This is a genomic window from Jejuia pallidilutea, assembly GCF_002973595.1.
Taxonomy (GTDB): domain Bacteria; phylum Bacteroidota; class Bacteroidia; order Flavobacteriales; family Flavobacteriaceae; genus Jejuia; species Jejuia pallidilutea.
In genome coordinates, this window is the sequence record NZ_PVEO01000005.1 from 206,645 (window position 1) to 225,484 (window position 18,840).

Here is an 18,840-nt window from a genome sequence, read left to right on the forward strand (position 1 = left end):
ACTTGATTTAATTTTTCTTTAATGCTGAACTGGACTCACCTAGTTCGAATAAATAGATACATACCCTTACGGGCGACGAGGAAAATTGCGGCGCATATTAAATGTGTTGTTAATTATTGAATTAACTTTATTTTGAACTGCTATGATAAGAAAATTGGACACTTTATTGAAAAAATTAAAATTACGTTTTGGTTTTACTAATTTAAATATTAGAAACGGCGGCGACTGCGCGTGGGCAAACCGGGAGTAGTACAACGTATTTTATTTTTTAAATTTTTCATGAAGTAAAACTAAGACTTTAATTTTATAAAAGCCTATAAATGATGTGGTTTTTGATAAAAATTATATAAATCTCTTTTTTTTTAAGATTTTGTTTTAGAAAATTTAAAAATCGAGGGTTTTGCTATAAAAAATGCACACTAAACACAACACAGCTTAAATAGATGGATATGATATTAATTTAACTCCCTAACCCAAATATTTCTATAACTTACTGGGCTGCCATGGTCTTGTAGAATTATTGACCCGTCTCCATGAGGTTTATTTTTAGGCCAACCAATATATTCGGTAGTGCCTTTTATTTCAAAATGGTCTTGTATCAAAACACCATTATGCAATACGGTTATGGTTGCAGCCTTTGTTTTTTCGCCCTCTTGATTGAACTCAGGCGCGTGGTAAATAATATCATAACTATTCCATTGCCCTGTTGGTACAGAGGCTTTCGCCAAAGGCACCGACTGTTTGTACACAGATCCTACTTGCCCATTTACATAAGTATCATTATTGTTGTTATCTAAAATTTGTACCTCGTAACGCTCTTGAAGAAACACACCACTATTGCCCCTGTTTTGGCCATCGCCCTTAATGTGCTTTGGAGATTTCCATTCCAGATGCAACTGCACAGATCCAAATTTCCTTTTAGATTTTATGGTTGCATTCAAGGTATCGTTTGTTCTATGTACAATCATACTTTTATCATTTTTGTCTAAAATCCAAGTCACCGCGCCATCATAATTAACAGGTGCCCATGCATCCAAATTACTCCCATCAAACAACACAATAGCATCACTTGGTGCGCCGTTCTGTCCAGTTGGATGTACTGTTGGTGGTACTGGTGAGTAAAATTCGGTGTCTTCGGGTTTTACGGGCTCTACTAACTCTTCTATAATTTCCTCTTTTAAAACTGCTTTAGGCTCTTTTTGTTCTTGCTTACAATGTAAAAGCAAAAGCCCCATAAACACTACTAAAACTCTTTTCATACTTATTTAGTTTAAATGCCCAAAATACGCTTCAAATAATCTTCATCAATAGCACCACCCGCAAAATCATCAAAACTACGTGTGGCAGCTTCAATAATATGTTTTTTAATAAATGGCGCACCTTCTTTTGCGCCTTGTTCTGAAGATTTTATACAGCACTCCCATTCCATAACTGCCCATAAATCCAATCCGTATGTAGTTAATTTTGAAAAAATTCCACTGAAATCTACCTGACCGTCACCTAATGAACGGAAACGTCCTGCGCGGTCTTTCCAATCAGTATAACCTCCATAAACCCCTTGTTTACCAGTTGGGTTAAACTCCGCATCCTTTACATGAAACGCGCGAATACGCTCATGATAAATATCTATAAAAGCCAAATAATCTAACTGTTGTAGCACAAAATGGCTGGGGTCGTACAATAAATTGGCACGAGCATGGTTTCCCGTAGCTTCCAGAAAACGCTCATACGAAATGCCATCGTGCAAATCCTCTCCAGGGTGCAATTCATAACACACATCTACACCCTGTTCATCAAAATGATTTAAAATTGGTAGCCAACGTTTTGCCAATGCCGCAAATCCCATATCCACCAAACCGTTGGGGCGCTGTGGCCACGGATATACAGTGTGCCACATTAATGCTCCCGAAAATGTAGCATGCGCATTTAACCCTAAACGTGCGCTCGCAGTACCCGATTTCTTCACAAAATCTATTGCCCATTCGGTTCTGGCTTTTGGGTTGCCTCTTACGGCTTCTGGCGCAAACCCATCAAACATGGTATCATAGGCAGGATTTACCGCTACCAACTGCCCTTGTAAATGGGTTGACAATTCGGTTATTTCTAATCCGTATGAATTTACTTTTCCTTTCAATTCATCGCAATATACTTGACTTTCAGCCGCTTTATCTATATCAATTAAATTGCATTCCCACGTTGGGATTTGTATGCCTTTATAACCCAAATCTGAAGCCCATTTACACATACCCTCCAACGAATTAAACGGTGCTTCGGTTCCTGCAAATTGCGCTAAAAAAACCGCTGGTCCTTTTAATGTTTTCATTCCCTCCAAACCTCCCCAAGAGGGAGGAATTTTATTAGTTAATATTTATTTTTTTTGCGTTACCACAAGGGTCGGGCTTTCACTACTCAATCCCTCCTGCGTCGGGGATTTCAAACAAGCCGTTCAATCCCTAACGCGGGTATATCCGCCAACTTTAGTTTTTAACCTAGTTTATTTTCGTCCAAGCCGCATTATTCCTGTCACTTTCCACAGCGGCATAAATAAATTTCATACCACGCACACCATCTTCAATAGTAGGATAATCTGGTTTATTAATAGACTGTCCATGATTAACCGCATTCACATGTGTTGCAAAATTCTTGTAAATGGTAGCAAACGCTTCCAGATACCCTTCTGGATGTCCAGCAGGAATTCTACTTACTTCCAAAGCTTCCTCATGCAGTCCGTTGCCGTTTGGTGTGTAGATTTTCTTAGGCTCTTCTAACCATCTTGTAATTAATTCATTGGGGTTTTCTTGATACCATTCCAAACTGCCTTTAGTGCCATACACCTTAATGCCTAGGTTATTTTCTTCTCCTAAAGCAATTTGTGAAATAGAAATTGTACCCTTTGCCCCATTTTCCATACGTATTAGCATGTTACCATCATCATCTAAAACACGTCCTTCACCAAACCGTCCTAAATCGGCTGCAATTTCTTCAATTTTTAATCCTGTAATGTATTCAATTAAATTTTCGGCATGTGTACCAATATCGCCCAAAGCACCACCTATTCCCGATTTTTTTGGATCTACTCTCCAAGCAGCTTGTTTTTGATCGGTTTTTTCCAAAGATGTAGATAACCACCCTTGTAAATACTGTGCTTGTATTTTCCTTATAGTCCCCAACTCACCTTTAGCCACCATAGCTCTGGCTTGTTTTACCATAGAATTACCTGTGTAATTATGGGTTAATGCAAATAATTTTCCGCTTTTGGCAATCACTTTTTGTAATTCCTCAGCTTCTTCTAAAGTAAGTGTTACGGGTTTATCGCACACCACGTGAAACCCGTTCTCCAAAGCCATTTTAGCAGGTGGAAAGTGCATATGGTTTGGTGTTACTATGGCGACAAAATCCATTCTAGTAGCTTCTGGTAATGCTTTTTCTTTTTCAATCATTTCTTCAAACGTACCGTAGCATCTACTTTTCTCTAAGTTTAAAGCCAATCCTGATGCAATCGATTTTTCTGCAGTACTACTAAACGCGCCACAAACCAACTCAATCATACCGTCTATTGCAGCCGCTTTTCTGTGTACATCGCCAATGAACGAACCAGTGCCGCCACCAACCATTCCCATTCTTAATTTTCTACTCATAACTATTTAAACTTCAAAAGTTTTCTGTCTTTTTTTCATATACATATGCAATCCTAAAAATGCTACGATAAGTATCGCAGGTAAAATAGACATGGTTCGTAGCGCTTCCGCAGCACTTGCATTATCCATTAAATTACCCATTACAGGTAAGACGATTGATACTGAAAACATGCCTGCTCCTCCCATAATAGAAAGTCCTAAAGCACCTGTTTCTGGTAAATACTCTGCCACAAAACCAAGCATTGTTGGCCAGAAAAATGTAACGCCTACCGCAAATACTGCAGCCGCAAAAAACGTCATTCCGCCACTAGTTACGGTTAATAACCACAATCCAATAAAAGTGAATATTGCTGAATATAACAACATTCCCGAAGGACTCAATTTATGTACAACCTGACCTGCAAACAAACGCCCCAACGCCATAATACCATTAATAAACGCCAATACCAATAAAGGTTTAGCAACCGACTCTTTTAATAACGACTCTATACGCTGTGTTGTACCAAGTTCTGATGCTGCGGTTAAAAACATACACGCCACCATGAATAAAAATAATGGTTTTAATACACTTGAAAACATTTTTTGGTTACTAATTCCTAACTGAACTCGTTCGGTAACAGGAATTTTTTGACCAAAAAACAACACTCCATAAATAACCAACGGAATGAATAACGCACCTACCATAACTTGCCAACTTAGGCCCAAAACATCCATGATTAGCCAACCTAAAATCGCTCCGATTACAATGCCCCCCGGAAACCATACATGAAACCTATTTAACATTTTAGTTTTTTGCTCAGGATACATAGATGCTACCATGGGGTTTAATGCTGCTTCAACAAATCCATTACCAATTCCTATGAACAAAGTGGCTATAAATAAAGACGTCATAGAATCTGCTAAAAGTGTTAAAACAATACCAACAGCATGTGTTAAAAATGCCATCCACGTTATTTTTTTTATACCTAATAAATCTACTAAAGGCCCACCAATAATCATGGCTATTGTAAATCCAAAAAAGGCCGGCGCAAAGGCATAACCTATTTGCTCTAGGGTAAGCCCTATACCTTCTGGACCAAAAACAGTTTCTAGTCTTGCGCGAATAGCAAATGTCATTGCTGTTGTAATTAACGCTAAACAGCTGGCTATAAACAATCTATTCTTATTAATGTTTTTCATATGCGTTTAGTTTGGTCTGGTTTTTTTAAGACAGTTGTTTGCCTACTTTTATTAATAAATCTCGCGTTAGTGCAATACCCCTATCTTCAGAAACCTTAGTGCCTTCAAACTCAATACCTACGAAACCTTTGTAATTTGCATCCTTTACCATTTTCATCATCCTGTGGTAATCTATTGTAGTTTCGTTGCCTTTATCATCAAACGCATAAGATTTTGCGCTTACTGCTTTAGCAAACGGCAATAATTCTTCCATACCCTTATACCTATTGTAAGCTTCTAGACAGTTGCGCGCTTCATCTTTCGTAATACAAAAATTACCAAAATCTGGCAAAGTGCCACAATTGTCTTGCTTTACCTTTGAGAATACTTTAAACATCCATTCACCATTTGAAGAAAAGCCCCCATGATTTTCAACTAAAATATTTATGTTAGCGCCTTTAGCATACTCCGACAACTGTTCTAAAGAGTCTACCGCTGCTTTGGCAGCATCTGTTTTATCAACACCTCCCGCTAAATTAACACGAATAGCATGACAGCCTAAAAAGTGAGCCGCATCTACCCATTTATGATGATTTTTAATGGCCTGCAATCTTGTTTTTGTATCTGCATGGGCCAATGCCCCTTCGCCATCAACCATAATTAACACATTTTGCTGACCTTCAGCATTTGCACGAGTATTCATCTCTTTTAAATAAGCCTTATCTGTTGCCTTATCTTTAAAAAAAGCATTCACATATTCCAAACCTTCACATCCAAAACTCCTCGATTTTGCTGCAAAATCAAGAGCATCCATCTTCTTATCAAATAAAGCCCGATGTAATGACCATTGCGCTAAAGAAATTTTAAAAAATAAATCGTTCTTTTTTAAAGATGCCTGGTTTTCTTCTTTTAAGATTATACGTTTTTCTTTTGAATTCTTACACGCATACAAACCAAGAGTGGATAATACGATACCCGATTGGGAGGCTTTTACAATAAAATCTCTTCGTTTCATATAACTGGTATATTAATTATCATAAAGTTGCTTTAAAACATTTAACTAAAATCCTTTTTGCTATTCTTTAATTGAAAATCATTTTAACAATAAAGCAACACAAAATAGTTAATTTTAAATTTATATTAATATTTTTATGAGCAATATTGCTTTTTTATTAAAAAATCACTCAAATATTACTAAATTATCATTTTAATTGTGTAGCAACGAATATGGACAATAAATTAAAATCGGAAACCTCTAAGTATGATGCCATAGTTATTGGCACAGGGATTTCCGGAGGATGGGCAGCTAAAGAACTTTGCGAAAACGGACTTAAAACATTGGTCCTAGAACGAGGTAGACCAGTTAAGCATATAGATGATTACCCCACTATGAACTTAGACCCATGGGATATGGAATTTAGAGGCGATCCTACCACAGAACAAAAAGCTAGACAATATAAACAAGCTAGAACAGGTTATGTTGTTAAACAAGATTCCAGACATTGGTTTGTAGATGATTTTGAACACCCTTATAATGAAAAAAAACGCTTTGACTGGATACGCGGCTATCATGTTGGTGGGCGTTCTATTATGTGGGGCAGACAAAGCTACAGGCTTAGCGATTTAGATTTTGAAGCCAATAAAAAAGATGGCTATGGTGTAGATTGGCCTATTCGCTATAAAGATATTGCGCCTTGGTATAGCTATGTGGAAAAACACGTTGGTATTAGTGGTGAAGCATTAGGTTTACCTCAATTACCCGACAGTATTTTCGAGCCACCTATGGAATTAAATTGTGTTGAGGAACACCTTAAAGAACAACTTGCCAAAAACCAAGGACGCGTTTTAACTATTGGAAGAGTAGCACATATAACTGGAGATACGCCCCACGAAGGTCGTGGCAAATGCCAATATAGAAACAGATGCAGGCGCGGATGCCCATATGGCGGTTATTTTAGCAGCAACTCTAGTACAATACCCGCTGCTGAACGCACTGGAAATATGACGTTAAGACCGCATTCTATAGCTTACGAAATTGTTTACGATGCTAACCAAAAAAAAGCTACTGGTGTAAAAATAATTGATGCTGAAACTAAAGAAAAGTTAGAGTTTGAGGCAGATATTATTTTTTGTTGCGCTTCTGCAATGGCTTCTGCTGCTATTTTAATGCAGTCAAAATCAGAAAGATTTCCCAATGGCTTAGGCAATGACTCTGGAGAGTTAGGGCACAACATTATGGATCACCATTTAGGTTCTGGCGCTTCAGGCACTATAGATGGCTACGAGGATAAATACTATAAAGGAAGACGACCCAATGGCATTTACATTCCTCGTTTTAGAAACTTGGGCGATAAAAAAAGCGAACAAAAGGACTTCTTAAGAGGTTACGGTTATCAAGGAGGCGCAGGCAGACACGGCATTTCAGAGCATGTTGCTGAACTTGGTTATGGTGCAGAATTTAAAGAAAAACTATTAGAGCCAGGACCTTGGCGCATGCACCTTGGCGGTTTTGGAGAGTGCCTACCTTACCATGATAATAAAATGACTTTAAACTACGAAAAGCTAGACGAATGGGGGTTGCCTACCATAACATTTGATGCTGAATGGAAAGAGAATGAATTTAATATGCGAAAAGACATTATAAACCAAGCTGTGGTTATGCTTGAAAAAGCAGGGTTTAAAGATATTAAAACCTTTGATAGACCCGCCGCACCTGGCATTGGCATACACGAAATGGGAACTGCAAGAATGGGGCGAGACCCTAAAACTTCGGTTTTAAATAAATACAATCAAATTCATAGTGTACCAAACGTTTATGTTACAGATGGCGCCTGCATGACATCAGCAGGATGCCAAAATCCATCTTTAACCTATATGGCATTAACTGCAAGAGCAGCAAACCATGCAGTAAAACAATTTAAAGCAGCACAATCATGAAACGTAGAGAAGCATTAAAAAATATTGGCTTAACCCTAGGATACACTGCCATTGCCCCTAGTGCGTTAAGCATTCTACAAAGTTGTACAAGCGAAGTTAAAACGTGGACTCCCGTGTTCTTTTCTAAAAACGAAAGTATCGTAATTAAAGAACTTGTAAACTTAATATTGCCAAAAACTGAAACAAGCCCAGGAGCTTTAGACGTTAATGTTCCTGAATTTCTAGACCTTTATGCCTTTAAAGCCTACGATGATAAACGCCAAAAAACATATAAAGCAGAGATTGATAGTATTCTTAACGAACTACCTATTACCGAATTAGGTGCTGAAGCCTTAAAAACTGAAGATTACACAACATTATTAAATACTTATTTAAAACCTAGCAAAACTGAAGCAGCACAATATAGAAAAGACAAAAACCTTACTTATAGAGCGTTACAAAATTTAAGAAACCAAGCTGTATGGGCATTTACAACAAGCGAAACTATTGGCAAAAATGTTTTAGCCTACGATCCTGTTCCCGCTATTCAAAAAGGATGTATCTCAGTTAACGAAGCTACAGGTGGAAAAGCTTGGTCTTTATAAAAATTATTCTATGAAAAATTTAAACCAAATTTTAGCCATCACAGTATTACTTTTCACTTTTTATTGCTGCAAAGAGAACAAAGAAAATAGCATAGAGCCTACTAAAAAAGAGACATGGATAAAACTGTTTAATGGAAAAAATTTAGAAGGTTGGACTCCAAAAATCAATGGACATAAGCTTGGTGATAATTACAAAAATACGTTTATAGTTGAAGATGATGTATTGAAAGTGAGCTATAAAAACTATGATTCTTTTAACAACGCTTTCGGACATCTTTTCTACAAAAAGCCCTACAGCAATTACAAGTTTAGAATGGATTATCGGTTTACAGGCGAACAGGTTTTAGGTGGAAAGCCCTGGGCTTTTAAAAACAGTGGTGTTATGATTCATTGTGAAGACCCTAAAAACATGGGGTTACAACAAAATTTCCCTGTATCAATTGAAGTACAACTTTTGGGCGGCAATGATACCGACGCGCGTTCAACAGGAAATTTATGTACTCCAGGGACGCATGTGTTTTACAAGGATTCTTTGGTAACAGAGCACATCATACAGTCATCATCAAAAACGTTTCATGGAGAGCAGTGGGTTAACTTAGAAATTGAAGTTAGAAACGATTCTATAATAAAACACTTTATTAACGGGGAGAACGTTTTAAGCTATACAAAACCCCATATTGGCGGCGCTGTAAATTACAATCAAGATATATGGAAATTAAAGGAAAACCAACCTTTAAAAGGTGGCTATATTTCATTACAAAGCGAAAGTCATCCTATAGAATTTAAAAATATTGAACTCTTAGAGTTGTAAAAACTTTACATTATTATTCTACGTAACCAGTTATTTTTTCGTGTATGGCTTTTGCTGCTAATTCACCCGAAACCATGGCAGCATTTAACGAACCATTAAGCAACGTATCGCCTGCTAAATAAATTGAATTTGTTAATTGTGTTTCTGATGGGTACACACTATAAGCAACAGTATCTAAATTTGGCAATGCCTTTTTTATATTATATGTTTTTAGGTGCTTTATTATTGTAATGTTAAAATAGCTTTTCAATTCTTCCGCAATACGTTTTATAAGTTCAAACTCATTAAAACTATGCTGTTTTACAACACTTACCGATAGTAGTTTATTAGGCGTATTTTTAGTATGAGGAAATGAAATAGAGTTTACTAACACATCATCTGTAGCTGCAAGCAACCCTATCATATGTTTTTTAAATACCATAGAAGCATCTACTTCAAAATATAACGTTTGTGTACTTTTCCATCCATTTACAGCATTAGCCATATTTGGTATGATGCCCGAGGCTTCTGTGGCAACGATGCAATAATCGAATGTTACTTTTGATGCGTCTTTAAAAACAAGAGTATGCTCCTTAATGGTTTCAACTTCCTGTTGATACTTTACATCTGTTTGCTTTAGTTTAGAAAGTAGTTGATTAGGAATTTCCTGAATACCCTTTTTAGGAATTACTGCTTCACCTTCCCCAAACATTTTGAAAATAAACTCAAACATTCGTGAAGATGTTCTTAATTCCGTTTCAAGAAAAATTCCTGTAAAAAATGGTTTAAAAAAACTATTTATAATAGCCTCTGAAAAGCCAAAGCGTTGTAAATATTGTAGTGTAGTTACTTCTTCATCTTTAAAAATAGCATCTATAGTTTTTTTCTTTAGTATTTGCCTAAGCTTAAATACTTTTAATTTATCTGAAAATAAACCTACTTTAGAAAAAATTGTTGGCCATAAAAGCGATATGTCTCTTAACGGATCGCCAATACATAACTGTTCTCCATTTTTGAAAATATACGATCCTGATACAAAAGATTTAATATTTAGAGTTTTATAATCTAAATACTGTTTTGCCATAGGGTATGCACTGAGTAGCACTTGAAACCCCCTATCTAAAACATAGCCCTCTACCTCATCAGACTGTACTCGTCCACCTACACGTTTATCCGCTTCGTAAATTACAGGGCTATACCCGTATTTTTCTAGTTGTTGTGCCGCAATTAAGCCACTAACTCCTGCTCCTACAATTACAATTTTTTTGTCCATTTTTTTTCGATTTCTACAACTAAAACTAGGTATTATAAACTAAAAAGTGCTTTATTGTTAAGATAAAGCACTTTTTAGGTCTTATTTTTTTATTTATTGCTACTCTACAATAAATTTGCCTTTCATCAACGCATAATGCCCTGGGAAACTACAAATAAAATCGTAGGTTCCAGGAGCAGGAGCATCAAACTCTATTGATGTGGTTTGCCCGCCACCAATAACTTTGGTATGTGCTATAATATCATCTTCAGCATCTGCTGGAATGTAGCCGTTATCTCTAGCAGTAGCGGCTTTGTTACCAAAAGCAGACACATCTACACCTTGTTTTAATATCACCACATTATGCCCCATAACATTTACGTCCATTTTACCCGTATGTCGTAATGTTAACTTTACTTTTTGGCCAGCCTTAACCTTAAGTTCTTTTTTGTCAAACTTCATTTGGTCGTTACCAGCGATTACTAAATTGGCAACATTACTATCTACTTTAGTTTCTTCTTTTTTGGTGCCAAGTTTAATTTTTTCTTTTGTTTCTTCTTTCTTCTTATCACCTCCACAACTGAATAAAAGTGTTGCTGATAATACTGCCGTTAAAAGGTATTTCATCGTTTTCATTACAAATATTTTTTTGTTCTTTACAAAGATAAATATTACGCTTTGAATTGTTTTTATGTTTTTACACCTTATGAAAAAATTAACTAAATATTTACAATATATAGTCTGTACTAATAAAATTAGATGTTTTTTTGTCTAACAACTCTTCTAAAATAGCATTATTATAGTCGTTGTCTTTTGATGCCACAAAGGTTCTAATGGAAAACGAACGCAATGCATCTGTAACACTTAATGTACCAACAGCTGAATCTTTTCGCCCTGTAAATGGATACACATCTGGACCACGTTGGCAAGAGCTATTTAAGTTTACACGACACACTAAATTCACCAATGTATCAATTAGCGGCGACAATGTTGTAACGTTTTTACCAAACAAACTTACTTGCTGTCCATAATCAGAGGCTGCCATGTCGTCTAACGGCTCGTCTATATCTGAAAATGGTACAACTGGAATTACTGGTCCAAACTGTTCTTCTTTAAACACACGCATATCTTTACTAACAGGAAACAATACAGCTGGAAATATAAAGTTATCGGTGGTTTCGCCTCCCTTTTTATTCAAAATTTTCGCCCCTTTTTCTGTAGCATCATCAATTAAGCCCTGAATATATTCTGGTTTATCAGACTCTGGAAGCGGAGTTAGTTTTGCGCCATCATCCCATGGATTTCCAAATTTAAGATGGTCTACTTTGTAAGCAAATCGTCTGTTAAATTCTTCAACAATAGATTCATGCACATACAGCACTTTTAGTGCCGTACAACGTTGACCATTAAAGGATAAGGTTCCTGCAATACACTCTTCAACCGCCAAATCTAAATCGGCATCGGGTAATACAATAGCAGGGTTTTTAGCCTCTAAACCTAGTACCATACGCAGGCGATTCCCTTTAGGGTGTTGCCCTTGCAATGCATTTGCAGATGTGCTGTTACCAATTAATGCCAATACATCTACTTTTCCAGATTTCATTATTGGGGTTGCCAATACGCGTCCTCGACCATAAACAATATTCACCACACCTTTTGGAAAACTATTTTGAAATGCCTCCAATAATGGTGAAATTAACAAAACTCCTATTTTTGCGGGTTTAAAAATGGTAGTATTTCCCATAATTAACGCAGGAATAAGCAAGCAAAATGTTTCGTTCAAAGGATAGTTATAAGGCCCTAAGCATAGTACAACACCAAGTGGTCCTCTGCGTATGTGCGCATGTACTCCAGAGTGTTTTTCAAATCTTGCAGAATCTCTATCGATATCCTTGTAAGCCTCAATAGTATCGTAAATGTACTCTATGGTTCTATCAAACTCTTTTTCAGAATCTGGAAGATTTTTACCAATTTCCCACATTAACAACTTTACAACTTCATCGCGCTTGGTTTTCATTTGCCCTACAAACTTCTCCATACAGGCAATTCTATCGGCTACTTTCATTGTTGGCCAGAGCCCTTGACCATTATTATAGGCACTCACAGCAGAATCTAAAGCTTCTAACGCTTCCGTTTCACCTAATTGTGGTATTGTACCTAACAATGTAGGTTTATAGGTTTTAGTTGAAGAAATAGTAGAATAAATTTCTGCTGTATCTCCATTCCATTGTTTTAATTCACCGCCTACCAAATATGTGTTTTGGTGCGTTAAGGTTTCTATTTGAAATTCTTTTGGAATATCTAGTTTTGTTTTACTCATTGTTTTGTTTTTTAACCGTGCTAAGATACCCAATATTTAGGATAACTTGTTTTTATGAAAGTAGCTAAAACGGTTTCATTCTTAAAATTTAACAGTGATTTTTCATTAAAAAAACACTAAATCGTTTGCGTAAAATTATTTTAATAAACCTACAAATATAAACTGCCGATATGTTTAAAAACATACCGGCAGTTACTTGAATATCACTAATATTTAGAAACTATAATATTTCCTTTTTTATTATTACCAAGGTTAAACTATAGGTTTCATAGCTGTCATAGACGCTCTTAAAAAAGCGCCTATTTTCTCAACAGGATGATTTCTTAATGCAGCATTTACTTCAATTAACTTTGCATTATCTACGCCTTCACCATTATTGGTTGCAAAAGGCTTTCCTATTACATCTGTATCAACAGTTTTCATAAAATCTGCTAATAAAGGCTTACATGCGTGGTCGAATAAATAACACCCGTATTCTGCAGTATCAGAAATTACACGGTTCATTTCGTATAACTTCTTTCTTGCTATAGTATTTGCAATAAGTGGTGTTTCGTGTAACGATTCGTAGTAAGCAGACTCATCTATAATTCCAGATTCCGTCATTGCTTCAAAAGCTAACTCTACACCAGCACGAACAAGAGCCACCATTAACACACCATTATCGTAATACTCCTGCTCGCTAATTTCCATATCACCAGCAGGTGTTTTTTCAAATGCAGTTTCGGCAGTTTCTGCTCTCCACCCTAATAGTTTAGCATCATCATTTGCCCAATCTGCCATCATGCCGCTAGAAAAGTTTCCTTCCATAATATCGTCCATATGTTTCTGGAACAACGGACGCATAATATCTTTTAATTCTTCAGATAATTCAAAAGCCTTAATTTTTGCAGGATTAGACAACCTATCCATCATATTGGTAATACCTCCGTATTTTAAACCTTCAGTAATAGTTTCCCAACCGTATTGAATTAATTTTGAAGCATATGCTGGATCTATACCTTGCTCTACCATTTTATCGAAACATAAAATAGATCCTGTTTGTAACAAACCACAAAGAATGGTTTGCTCACCCATTAAGTCTGATTTTACCTCTGCCACAAAAGACGATTCTAAGACACCTGCCTTATCGCCACCTGTAGCAACGGCATAAGCTTTAGCTTGCGCCAACCCTTTACCTTCTGGATCGTTCTCTGGATGTACCGCAATAAGTGTTGGCACACCAAACCCACGTTTGTACTCTTCTCGTACTTCAGATCCAGGAGATTTTGGTGCACACATAATTACTGTAATGTCTTTACGCACTTGCATACCTTCTTCTACAATATTAAATCCGTGAGAATAAGATAATGTAGCCCCTTTTTTCATTAAAGGCATCACCGCATTAACAACGTTGGTATGCTGTTTGTCTGGAGTAAGGTTTAACACTAAATCGGCTGTTGGAATTAACTCTTCGTAAGTGCCTACATTAAAACCGTTTTCGGTTGCGTTTACGTACGATGCACGTTTCTCCTTAATAGCAGCTTCACGTAATGTATAAGAAATATCTAAACCAGAATCTCTCATATTTAAACCTTGGTTTAAGCCTTGAGCACCGCAACCTACAATCACTATTTTTTTGCCTTTTAATGCGTTAACGCCATCAGCAAATTCTGAGGCATCCATAAATCTACATTTAGACAATTGGTTTAATTTCCCAGCTAATGTAAGTGTGTTAAAATAATTTTCCATTGTTTGTTTATTGATTTAATACTTTGTTGCACCTTTAAACGTATGGTGCTTTATTTAATTTAAGTTTATTATTGATTTTTAAATTCTTCTAGTAATTCTGATACTTTCATCTCGTCTTTAGTAACAGCAATGCGGCCAGAACGCACAAATTGCATAATACCATACACTTCAAGTTTTTCCCTTAATTCTTCAATTTCAAAACGTCTTCCAGATTTTTCTAGTACAAAAAACTCCCTGTTTACGGTAACAATCCTAGAATCGCTATCTTTTATAATATTTTGAATTTGAGGTTCTTCAAAAAGCAAATCTGATTTTATTTTAAACATACAAGATTCGGTAAAAATAGTTTCATCGTTAGTATGATAATAGGCGCGAATAGCCTCTACTTGCTTTTCTATTTGGCCAACAACTTTTATGGCCTGTTCTTCTGTAATTTTTACAACGATTACAAAACGGTTAACGTCCTTTATTTCAGATTGCGATGTAGTTAAACTTTCTATGTTAATATGCCTACGCTGAAAAATAGCAGAAATACGATTAAGTAAACCGATATTATTCTCGGTATAAACCGATATGGTGAATGTCTTTACTTCTTGACTCATTGTTAATTTTATTAAATACTAACTTAATCTTATATCTGAAACAGACGCTCCTGAAGGAATCATGGGGAAAACATTATCTTCTTTCTCGACACATACTTCAAGAAAGTAAGATGATTTAGATGCCATCATTTCCTTAACAGCATCGGCCAATTCTTCTCTTTTAGTTACACGCTTACCATTAATACTGTAGCCCTTTGCAATGGTTACAAAATCTGGGTTCGTCATTTCGGTAGACGCATATCGTTTGTCAAAAAATAGTTGTTGCCATTGTCGTACCATTCCTAAAAATTCATTATTCAACACCACAATTTTTACAGCTGCTTTTTGTTGGAAAATAGTACCTAGTTCCTGAATATTCATTTGGTATCCGCCATCTCCAATAATAGCAACCACTTCGCGATGCGGTTCTGCCATTTTAGCGCCAATGGCCGCTGGTAGGGCAAACCCCATAGTGCCCAAACCACCAGAAGTAATATTACTTTTAGATTGGTTAAACTTGGCGTAGCGACAGGCAATCATTTGGTGCTGCCCTACATCGGAAACTATTGCGGCATCCCCGTTACTGTAAATGTTTATTTCCTTTAAAACCTCACCCATGGTTAAGCCTTCCTTTTCTGGTAATAAATCGTTTTTAATAACGGCGTTATACTCAATCTCATACAAATCTTTAAACTCTTGGTGCCATGCTTTATGGGAATTCTCTTTTAATTCTGAAAGTAACATTGCTAAACTATCTTTAGAATCTCCCAACACAGCAATATGTACCTTTACGTTTTTATTAATCTCGGCAGGATCTATATCGAAATGAATAATTTTGGCTTGTTTTGCATAGGTATCTAAGCTCCCTGTAACACGATCGTCAAAACGCATCCCTATGGCAATTAACACATCGCACTCGTTCGTTAATTTATTTGGCGCATAATTACCGTGCATACCTACCATACCTACGTTTAAAGGATGTGATGTTGGAATTGCGGAAGCCCCTAAAATTGTCCACGCAGCAGGCACTCCAGACTTTTCTACAACGGCCTTTAATTCTTCTTCGGCCTTTCCTAAAATTACACCTTGCCCCCAAACAATTAGGGGTTTTTTTGCATTATTTATTAATGCTGCAGCAGCTTTAACTTGGTTAATATCTGTTTTGGGAATAGGCTTATAGCTTCTTACGCCAGTACATTTTTCGTATTTAAAATCGAATTCCTCAAACTGGGCGTCTTTAGTTATATCGATAAGCACAGGCCCTGGTCGTCCACTTTTGGCAATATAAAATGCCTTGGCTATAGCTTCTGGAATTTCTGATGCTTTGGTTACCTGCACATTCCATTTTGTAACCGGTGTAGAAATCCCAACAATATCGGTTTCCTGAAACGCGTCTGTTCCTAACAAATGGGAAGGCACTTGCCCTGTAATACAAACTATAGGTGTTGAATCTATTTGCGCATCGGCAATTCCAGTAATTAAATTTGTTGCTCCAGGACCAGATGTAGCCATAGCCACACCAACTCTTCCTGAGATTCTTGCATAACCTTGTGCTGCATGGGCAGCGCCTTGTTCATGGCGGGTTAGTACATGGTGAATTTTATCGCGGTATTTAAACAACTCATCGTACACAGGCATAATAGCACCTCCTGGATACCCATAAAGTATATCTACACCTTCTGCAATTAGGCATCTTATAATAGCTTCGCTACCAGAAATACGTTCTGTTTTCACCGCTTTGTTTACTTCTTTTTTTATTGTTTCTGTATTCATAATTCTCACCTTCTATTAATGAGATTCCCTTGTGCATTAAAAAATTAACACATATTGGGAATGACAAATTTTTACAAGTCGGTAACACAACCTTTAGAGGCTGATGCTACAGACTTTGCATACTTATATAATATTCCTTTTTTGTGCTTTAATTCTGGAGCAACCCATTCCGATTTTCTTTTAGCCAATTCCTCTTCAGAAATCAACACGTTTATAGAGTTGTCTTCGGCACTAATTCTTATTTTATCTCCAGTTTTTACCAAACCAATGGCACCTCCTGTTTGTGCTTCTGGTGTAATATGCCCAACTACAAAGCCGTGGGTTCCACCAGAGAAACGTCCGTCGGTGATTAAAGCTACAGATTTACCTAAGCCTGCACCCATAATTAACGATGTTGGCTTTAACATTTCTGGCATACCAGGACCTCCTTTTGGACCTACGTATCGAATGACGACTACATCACCCCGTTCTACTTCTCCATTAGATATTCCTGTGTTTGCCGCTTGTTCGCCATCATACACAACAGCTTTTCCTTCAAATAGTAAACCTTCATTACCCGATATTTTTGCCACAGCACCTTCTTCGGCTAAATTTCCATAAAGAATTTGTAGGTTTCCAGAAGATTTTAAAGCGTTTTCTTTTTGGTAAACAATATCTTGCTCTTCAAACTCAATGGCTTCAACATTGGCTAAATTTTCAGCTAAGGTTTTTCCTGTAACCGTTATACAGTCGCCATGTAAATACCCATTTTCTAATAAATACTTCATAATTGCAGGAATGCCACCAATACCATGAACATCTTCCATTAGGTATTTCCCACTTGGTTTTAAATCGCCAATTAAGGGCGTTTTATCGCTTACACGTTGAAAATCCTCAAGGGTAAAATCAATATCAGCAGCATGCGCTATAGCTAAAAAGTGCAAAACAGCGTTTGTAGAACCGCCTAAGGCGTTCACTAAGGTAACAGCATTTTCAATAGATTTTTTAGAAATAATATCTAAAGGCTTTAAATCTATTTCCAATAAATGCTTAATTGCTCTTGCGTAGCGCTCCGCTTCCGATAATTTATTTGGGTTTTCTGCAGGAATAGAGGAGTTATAAGGTAATGCAAACCCCATACACTCTATGGCCGAAGCCATAGTATTTGCAGTATACATACCGCCACAAGCTCCTGCGCCAGGAATGGCCTTTTTTATAATTTCTTTATATTCCTCTTCATCAATTTCACCTGCTACCTTTTGGCCTAAGGCTTCGAAAGCCGATACTATATTTAGTTTTTTTCCTTTGTAGGATCCAGAAGCAGTAGAACCACCATACATCATTATGGACGGACGGTTTAAACGCAACATAGAAATTATTGACCCTGGCATATTTTTATCGCAGCCCACAATAGCAATTAATGCGTCGTAACTTTGTGCATTCATAACAGTTTCGATAGAATCGGCAATAATATCACGCGACACTAACGAATAATTCATACCCGATGTGCCCATAGAAATACCGTCACTAACACCAATAGTATTAAACCCTAACCCTACTAAACCAGCAATATTGCATTCTATTTTAACCTCATCTTTCAATCCGTTTAAATGCATGTTACATGGGTTGCCATCGTAACCCGTACTGGCTATTCCCACTTGTGCTTTTTGCATATCTTCATCAGTTAAACCTGCTGCATACAACATGGCTTGCGATGCTGGTTGAGATTCATCTTGCGTTAGTCTTTTACTATATTTATTGATTTCTTTCATTTTTAATAAAAATAATTTTGGCTTTTGGTTAATTTTCTTAAAAACTCTTGGGCTACTTTAAGAAATTTAATACTAATCTTCAATTTCAAGTAACGAAAATAATTCTTTATGGCATTTTTGTACTTCTACCTTAAAAAAAGGGGTTAAACTCACTACACTAATTATTAAACTAAATACTTATATTTCAGATGTTTAATACAAATATTTTATGACGTTCAAATGAAAAAAAACTCGTAAAAAAATCTCTTGGTTTTAAATGGAAAGTATAAATACAATTTTAAGTGCTAAAACAGAGTTGCTGTTAACGTAAAACAATCATACTATTACC

The 18,840-nt window shown here is 36.5% G+C and carries 15 protein-coding genes; 3 read left to right on the plus strand and 12 right to left on the minus strand.

Annotated elements, in window-relative coordinates; translation table 11 throughout:
* Window positions 1–455: 455 nt before the first annotated feature.
* The 5 genes from CLV33_RS10035 to CLV33_RS10055 all read right to left on the minus strand — a co-directional run bounded on the left by CLV33_RS10035 (window position 456) and on the right by CLV33_RS10055 (window position 5,811).
* Complete coding sequence (locus CLV33_RS10035; RefSeq protein ID WP_105473789.1) at window positions 456–1,259, minus strand: 3-keto-disaccharide hydrolase; 804 nt, start codon at window positions 1,257–1,259, stop codon at window positions 456–458.
* 11 nt (window positions 1,260–1,270) lie between these two features.
* On the minus strand, window positions 1,271–2,323 hold the full coding sequence (locus CLV33_RS10040; protein WP_105473790.1) for a sugar phosphate isomerase/epimerase family protein: 1,053 nt from the start codon (window positions 2,321–2,323) through the stop codon (window positions 1,271–1,273).
* Between the two features lie 166 nt (window positions 2,324–2,489).
* The gene (locus CLV33_RS10045; RefSeq protein WP_244906416.1) at window positions 2,490–3,638 is read right to left on the minus strand and encodes a Gfo/Idh/MocA family protein; all 1,149 of its coding nucleotides are present in this window, start codon (window positions 3,636–3,638) and stop codon (window positions 2,490–2,492) included.
* Between the two features lie 6 nt (window positions 3,639–3,644).
* Window positions 3,645–4,817 (minus strand): MFS transporter, encoded by a 1,173-nt coding sequence (locus tag CLV33_RS10050; RefSeq protein ID WP_105473792.1) that lies wholly within the window; start codon window positions 4,815–4,817, stop codon window positions 3,645–3,647.
* 25 nt (window positions 4,818–4,842) lie between these two features.
* The gene (locus CLV33_RS10055) at window positions 4,843–5,811 is read right to left on the minus strand and encodes a sugar phosphate isomerase/epimerase family protein (RefSeq protein ID WP_105473793.1); all 969 of its coding nucleotides are present in this window, start codon (window positions 5,809–5,811) and stop codon (window positions 4,843–4,845) included.
* 212 nt (window positions 5,812–6,023) lie between these two features.
* On the opposite strand from CLV33_RS10055, the gene CLV33_RS10060 reads away from it, so the two are divergent.
* The 3 genes from CLV33_RS10060 to CLV33_RS10070 are packed head-to-tail and all read left to right on the plus strand — an operon-like array spanning window position 6,024 to window position 9,128.
* Complete coding sequence (locus tag CLV33_RS10060) at window positions 6,024–7,733, plus strand: GMC oxidoreductase (RefSeq protein WP_105473794.1); 1,710 nt, start codon at window positions 6,024–6,026, stop codon at window positions 7,731–7,733.
* On the plus strand, window positions 7,730–8,317 hold the full coding sequence (locus CLV33_RS10065; protein WP_105473795.1) for a gluconate 2-dehydrogenase subunit 3 family protein: 588 nt from the start codon (window positions 7,730–7,732) through the stop codon (window positions 8,315–8,317). The genes CLV33_RS10060 and CLV33_RS10065 overlap by 4 nt, the downstream gene beginning before the upstream one ends.
* Before the next feature lie 10 nt (window positions 8,318–8,327).
* A complete protein-coding gene (locus CLV33_RS10070; RefSeq protein ID WP_105473796.1) occupies window positions 8,328–9,128 on the plus strand; it encodes a 3-keto-disaccharide hydrolase in 801 nt (266 codons plus the stop codon).
* A 13-nt stretch (window positions 9,129–9,141) separates the two neighbouring features.
* Here CLV33_RS10070 and CLV33_RS10075 read toward each other — a convergent pair whose 3' ends face one another.
* From CLV33_RS10075 to ilvD, 7 genes are all read right to left on the minus strand, one after another.
* Window positions 9,142–10,380, minus strand: coding sequence for an NAD(P)/FAD-dependent oxidoreductase (locus tag CLV33_RS10075; protein ID WP_105473797.1), 1,239 nt, complete (start codon window positions 10,378–10,380; stop codon window positions 9,142–9,144).
* Between the two features lie 99 nt (window positions 10,381–10,479).
* Window positions 10,480–10,995, minus strand: a complete 516-nt coding sequence (gene azu / locus CLV33_RS10080; RefSeq protein ID WP_105473798.1) for an azurin — start codon at window positions 10,993–10,995, stop codon at window positions 10,480–10,482.
* Between the two features lie 91 nt (window positions 10,996–11,086).
* Window positions 11,087–12,679, minus strand: a complete 1,593-nt coding sequence (locus CLV33_RS10085) for an NADP-dependent glyceraldehyde-3-phosphate dehydrogenase (protein ID WP_105473799.1) — start codon at window positions 12,677–12,679, stop codon at window positions 11,087–11,089.
* Between the two features lie 252 nt (window positions 12,680–12,931).
* Entirely contained in the window at window positions 12,932–14,407 is a 1,476-nt protein-coding gene (ilvC, locus tag CLV33_RS10090; RefSeq protein ID WP_105473800.1) for a ketol-acid reductoisomerase, read from the minus strand.
* A 68-nt stretch (window positions 14,408–14,475) separates the two neighbouring features.
* Window positions 14,476–15,009 carry an acetolactate synthase small subunit gene (gene ilvN / locus CLV33_RS10095; RefSeq protein WP_042241642.1) on the minus strand — a complete coding sequence of 178 codons (534 nt, stop codon included), beginning with the start codon at window positions 15,007–15,009 and terminating at the stop codon, window positions 14,476–14,478.
* Between the two features lie 18 nt (window positions 15,010–15,027).
* Entirely contained in the window at window positions 15,028–16,761 is a 1,734-nt protein-coding gene (ilvB, locus tag CLV33_RS10100; RefSeq protein WP_105473801.1) for a biosynthetic-type acetolactate synthase large subunit, read from the minus strand.
* 71 nt (window positions 16,762–16,832) lie between these two features.
* Window positions 16,833–18,512, minus strand: a complete 1,680-nt coding sequence (gene ilvD / locus CLV33_RS10105; protein ID WP_042241640.1) for a dihydroxy-acid dehydratase — start codon at window positions 18,510–18,512, stop codon at window positions 16,833–16,835.
* Window positions 18,513–18,840: the final 328 nt, after the last annotated feature.

Bases quoted from the DNA above. Each gene is read 5' to 3' on its own strand.
- CLV33_RS10035 (WP_105473789.1), bottom strand. From the start codon at position 1,259: ATGAAAAGAGTTTTAGTAGTGTTTATGGGGCTTTTGCTTTTACATTGT.
- CLV33_RS10040 (WP_105473790.1), bottom strand. From the start codon at position 2,323: ATGAAAACATTAAAAGGACCAGCGGTTTTTTTAGCGCAATTTGCAGGA.
- CLV33_RS10045 (WP_244906416.1), bottom strand. From the start codon at position 3,638: ATGAGTAGAAAATTAAGAATGGGAATGGTTGGTGGCGGCACTGGTTCG.
- CLV33_RS10050 (WP_105473792.1), bottom strand. From the start codon at position 4,817: ATGAAAAACATTAATAAGAATAGATTGTTTATAGCCAGCTGTTTAGCG.
- CLV33_RS10055 (WP_105473793.1), bottom strand. From the start codon at position 5,811: ATGAAACGAAGAGATTTTATTGTAAAAGCCTCCCAATCGGGTATCGTA.
- CLV33_RS10060 (WP_105473794.1), top strand. From the start codon at position 6,024: ATGGACAATAAATTAAAATCGGAAACCTCTAAGTATGATGCCATAGTT.
- CLV33_RS10065 (WP_105473795.1), top strand. From the start codon at position 7,730: ATGAAACGTAGAGAAGCATTAAAAAATATTGGCTTAACCCTAGGATAC.
- CLV33_RS10070 (WP_105473796.1), top strand. From the start codon at position 8,328: ATGAAAAATTTAAACCAAATTTTAGCCATCACAGTATTACTTTTCACT.
- CLV33_RS10075 (WP_105473797.1), bottom strand. From the start codon at position 10,380: ATGGACAAAAAAATTGTAATTGTAGGAGCAGGAGTTAGTGGCTTAATT.
- azu (WP_105473798.1), bottom strand. From the start codon at position 10,995: ATGAAAACGATGAAATACCTTTTAACGGCAGTATTATCAGCAACACTT.
- CLV33_RS10085 (WP_105473799.1), bottom strand. From the start codon at position 12,679: ATGAGTAAAACAAAACTAGATATTCCAAAAGAATTTCAAATAGAAACC.
- ilvC (WP_105473800.1), bottom strand. From the start codon at position 14,407: ATGGAAAATTATTTTAACACACTTACATTAGCTGGGAAATTAAACCAA.
- ilvN (WP_042241642.1), bottom strand. From the start codon at position 15,009: ATGAGTCAAGAAGTAAAGACATTCACCATATCGGTTTATACCGAGAAT.
- ilvB (WP_105473801.1), bottom strand. From the start codon at position 16,761: ATGAATACAGAAACAATAAAAAAAGAAGTAAACAAAGCGGTGAAAACA.
- ilvD (WP_042241640.1), bottom strand. From the start codon at position 18,512: ATGAAAGAAATCAATAAATATAGTAAAAGACTAACGCAAGATGAATCT.